The 3,522-nt window shown below is 66.6% G+C and carries 3 protein-coding genes and 2 pseudogenes; 1 reads left to right on the forward strand and 4 read right to left on the reverse strand.

What is annotated here, in order from left to right; translation table 11 throughout:
- The 4 genes and pseudogenes from VN419_RS09945 to VN419_RS09960 all read right to left on the reverse strand — a co-directional run.
- A pseudogene (locus VN419_RS09945) lies at nucleotides 1-365 on the reverse strand (hypothetical protein); the annotation flags it as partial.
- Between the two features lie 26 nt (nucleotides 366-391).
- A complete protein-coding gene (gene cbiM / locus VN419_RS09950; protein ID WP_325647031.1) occupies nucleotides 392-1,000 on the reverse strand; it encodes a cobalt transporter CbiM in 609 nt (202 codons plus the stop codon).
- 78 nt (nucleotides 1,001-1,078) lie between these two features.
- The gene (locus VN419_RS09955; RefSeq protein WP_325647033.1) at nucleotides 1,079-1,852 is read right to left on the reverse strand and encodes a DUF4198 domain-containing protein; all 774 of its coding nucleotides are present in this window, start codon (nucleotides 1,850-1,852) and stop codon (nucleotides 1,079-1,081) included.
- A gap of 227 nt (nucleotides 1,853-2,079) precedes the next feature.
- Complete coding sequence (locus VN419_RS09960) at nucleotides 2,080-3,195, reverse strand: HD domain-containing protein (RefSeq protein ID WP_325647035.1); 1,116 nt, start codon at nucleotides 3,193-3,195, stop codon at nucleotides 2,080-2,082.
- Between the two features lie 71 nt (nucleotides 3,196-3,266).
- On the opposite strand from VN419_RS09960, the pseudogene VN419_RS09965 reads away from it, so the two are divergent.
- Nucleotides 3,267-3,522 (forward strand): annotated as a pseudogene (locus VN419_RS09965) (hypothetical protein); the annotation flags it as partial.

Genomic DNA, 3,522 nt, shown 5'->3' on the forward strand with positions numbered 1-3,522 from the left:
GCCGAAAGCCCGGCGAACTCCGAGGCCTTGACCAGAATTTCGTCCTGGTGTCCCTCGCCCGCGACCAGCAGCACGCGCAGGTCGGCCTTGGCGGCGACGGCCTTGGCCGGAACGGGCAGGGCGAGGGCCCCGGCCTCGTCCGTCACGGCGCGGGCGTATTCCTCGCCGCTCGCGGCGTTCTTGACCGTGATGGTCCCTTTGTTCACCTTGTTGGACTTGGAGTAGAAGGCGTCCACCACGATGTTCGGGCCGTCCACATAGGCGAAGACCGTGACCTTGTGGGCCAGGGCCGCGGCGGGCCACAGCAGGCAGAACAGCAGGCACAGGGCCATGGCGCAGGAAGATTTGGCGAGAGGGCGGTGCATCATTTCTCCGAGGGTTCCTGCGTCCGTCAGGCCGCGAGCCGGGTCTGAAAGAGTTCGGGCATGGTCTTGGTCAGGTAGCCCACCACCAGCATGGTGAAGCCGCCTTCCAGGAGCATGACCGGAATATGGGCCAGCACCAGGGTGGTGGCGGCCTGCACGAAGCCCTCGTCCGTAAGGCTTAAGGCCGTGGCTGTAAGGATTGCGGCCAGGAGCACGGACAGGGAGCCGCAGAGGAAGGCGCCCAAGGCGCGGGCGCGGCCGGTGCGCCGCAAGAGCGGGCCGCACAGGACCGAGCAGAGCACGGCCGGTGCGGCCATGTCGAAGGCGTTGACGCCCAGGGCGGTAAGGCCGCCGTACTGGAACAGCACGGCCTGGAGCAGCAGGCCCACCAGGATGGCCGGGAAGCTCGCCCAGCCCAGCACCGCGCCCAGCAGGCCGTTCAGAATAAGGTGCGCGCTGGAGGGGCCGATGGGAATGTGGATGAGCGAGCCCACGAAGAAAGCGGCGGAGAGAATGGCCACTGTGACCAGGCGTTCGTTGTCCAGCTTGCGCAGGCCGACGAAGGTGCCTGCGGCGGCAAGGGCCGCGCCTGCGAGCAGGATGGGGGCGGACAGGACTCCTTCGGAGATGTGCATCAATGGGCCTCGTGTAGTACTAAGTGACGATGTCCGGGCGAGGAATGCCCCGCCCGGAATACTTTCGCGTGGTTGGTGTTACTTCTTTGCGGTCTTGGGCGCAACAAACTCCAGCCACATAACGGCTCCGAGTTCGATCTTTTTGTCCTTGCCGTCCTTTTTGATGGTTTCGGACGCGTCGTTCAGCGCGGCGAAGCCCCACCAGCCGGCCCAAGGCGCCACGAAGTGGAACACGCCGCCTGCGTCTGTCTTCACCACCTGGGTGTTCATGTGATCGTTGGGCGCGGTGTACTTTTTATCCTTGTTGTAGAACTCAACCTCGACCTCGCAGCCCGCCACAGGCTTGCCGTCCAGCAGCACCTGGCCGCTGAAGATGTTCCCGGCATAGTTGCCGAAGGGCCGGGTCAGGGGCACGATCTCGGTCTTGAGGCCCAGGGGCTTGTCCCAGCCTTCCTCGTCGCCGAAGGCGGGCACGGCCACCTTGGTGATGTGCTGGATGAACTTGTCCTCCGCAGGCTCCCAGTAGGGCGCGGGAACGGTGTAGAAGGTGTACAGGCCTGGTTTCTTGGGGGCGAAGGCGCCCTGCCAGGCCTTGTGCCCCAGCACCTTGGCCTCCTTGAGGCCAGGCAGCAGGTCGGTCTTGCCCTCGGCGGAGACCACGGCGAATTCCAGCGGCTTGGCCATGTCCATGCCGTTCATCTCCATAGGGTGGATGAAGCTCACGTTCAGGGCGATGTTCGCTTTGGCCTTGTCCTCCACAACGCTCTGGGAGGGGATGACCATGCCGAAGTGGGCCTGGGCTGCCTGGGACATGCCGAGCAAAAGGGCCAGGCAAAGGGCGACGCGTTTCATTGAAAGCCTCCTTGGGGGGTGCGTGTTGCCGGAGCGAGGCCTTCAGGCGCGGCGTCCCGCCCTGTGCCCGCAGTCGGATATGTGCTCACGATGCGCTGCGCAGTTGAGTGCTTACCGAATCCGTAAACCTTTTGCAAGGACGAATCTGATAATCGTGTTACGCAACGCTGAATTTTTCCGGTTTTTGTTTCGGAGGCTGGTGCCGGAGCGGAGGAGGCGCTCAGGGGCTATGCGCGAGGCGCGGCGTGGAGCAGGCTTGTGATGCGCAGGGCGCGCAGTTTTTCGGCGGAGCGTTCGCCCTGGTCGCGGTCCTCCGGCGGCAGCTTCACGGCCAGGATGGCGGCAAGGTCCGCCTGCACCTGTGCGCCGTGGTCGCGGTTCTTGTCGGCCAGTTCCAGGCGGAACATCTCGCGCAACACGCCGCGGCTTTTGAGGCGCGTGAGCAGGTCCACGCGGGTGGAGGCCTTGAGCTCCGGGTAGTTCCCGGCCACCATGTGCCAGCGGGCGGCGTCGGCTCCGGCGTTGATGAGCCGTGTGGGCAGGCGCAGGCGCTGGCCCAGGGCCATGGCCAATTCCTCGCCGCGCTGGTCGTGGCCGTAGTGGCGGGGCAGAATGTCCGCAGGCGTGGTCACCTTGCCCAGGTCATGGCACAGGGCCATCCACACGCTCATGGCGTCGCCCGCCAGGCGGTCCATCACGCGCGCCGTGTGCTCCAGCACGCTGGCGTCGTGGTACTGGGGCGGCCCGGCCGGAATGGCCGACGCGCCGTCAAGCTCCGCCAGCCAGGGCAGGAGGCAGCCGGTGCGGTCCAGCAGGCGCAGGAACTCGCCCGGGCGTTCGCCCGCCAGGGCCTTTTGCACTTCCTGCCCCACGCGCTCGGCATAGGGTTCGGCCAGCGCGCCAGAGGCCGCCACGCCGCGCATGGACGCGAGGAGTTCCGGGTGGGCGCTCAGGCCCGGCATCTGCGCGCAGAAGCGGGCCGCGCGGATGGCGCGCAAGGGATCGTCGGACAGGGATGAGGCCGAGGCCGGGCGCAGCACGCGGGCCTGCAGGTCCTCCAGCGCCGTGGGGTGGCAGAACAGGCGGCCCGTATCGTCCATGGCCATGGCGTTGATGGTGAAGTCGCGCAGGGTCAGGTCTTGCTCCAGCGTCTGCGCGCGGCCGAAGCTGTACTCCTGGTGGTCCAGGATGAACACCGGGAAGGTCTTGCCCACGGGCTTGGCCGTGGGGTGGGCGGCAAGGAAATCCTCGACAGTGGCATCAAGCACAAGGTAATCCCTGTCCCTGGCGGGCAGCCCCAGGAGCATGTTCCGAACGGCCCCGCCAACGAGAAGTATGCGCATTGCGCCATGCTAGCAGCATGCGCGCCGGAAAGAAAGCCGCCACAGGCCCGACCTGCCGGGGCGAGGAACCCATGCCCAGAGATTTCTTCCTGCTTTCCAATGGGCTTGCCGAACTGGCGCAGCCCGTCACCGCTGCCGCGTTGGCGGAGGCGCACCCCCTGTGGCGGGCCGACCTGGCCGCCCTTGGCGAAATTTCATCCATGCCCGGAGCGTTCGCCAGCGACGGCGTGCTGCTGTGCGGCCCTTGCGCCAGCACAATGGACGTGGCGCGCGAACTGGTGGGCCTGGGCGTTCTTGGGCCTTGGGGCAGCGTCATCACCCCAATGC

This window comes from Humidesulfovibrio sp. (assembly GCF_035560995.1).
GTDB lineage: Bacteria > Desulfobacterota > Desulfovibrionia > Desulfovibrionales > Desulfovibrionaceae > Humidesulfovibrio.

Coding starts and splice junctions, on each gene's coding strand:
- VN419_RS09955 (WP_325647033.1), bottom strand. CDS start 1,852: ATGAAACGCGTCGCCCTTTGCCTGGCCCTTTTGCTCGGCATGTCCCAG.
- cbiM (WP_325647031.1), bottom strand. CDS start 1,000: ATGCACATCTCCGAAGGAGTCCTGTCCGCCCCCATCCTGCTCGCAGGC.
- VN419_RS09960 (WP_325647035.1), bottom strand. CDS start 3,195: ATGCGCATACTTCTCGTTGGCGGGGCCGTTCGGAACATGCTCCTGGGG.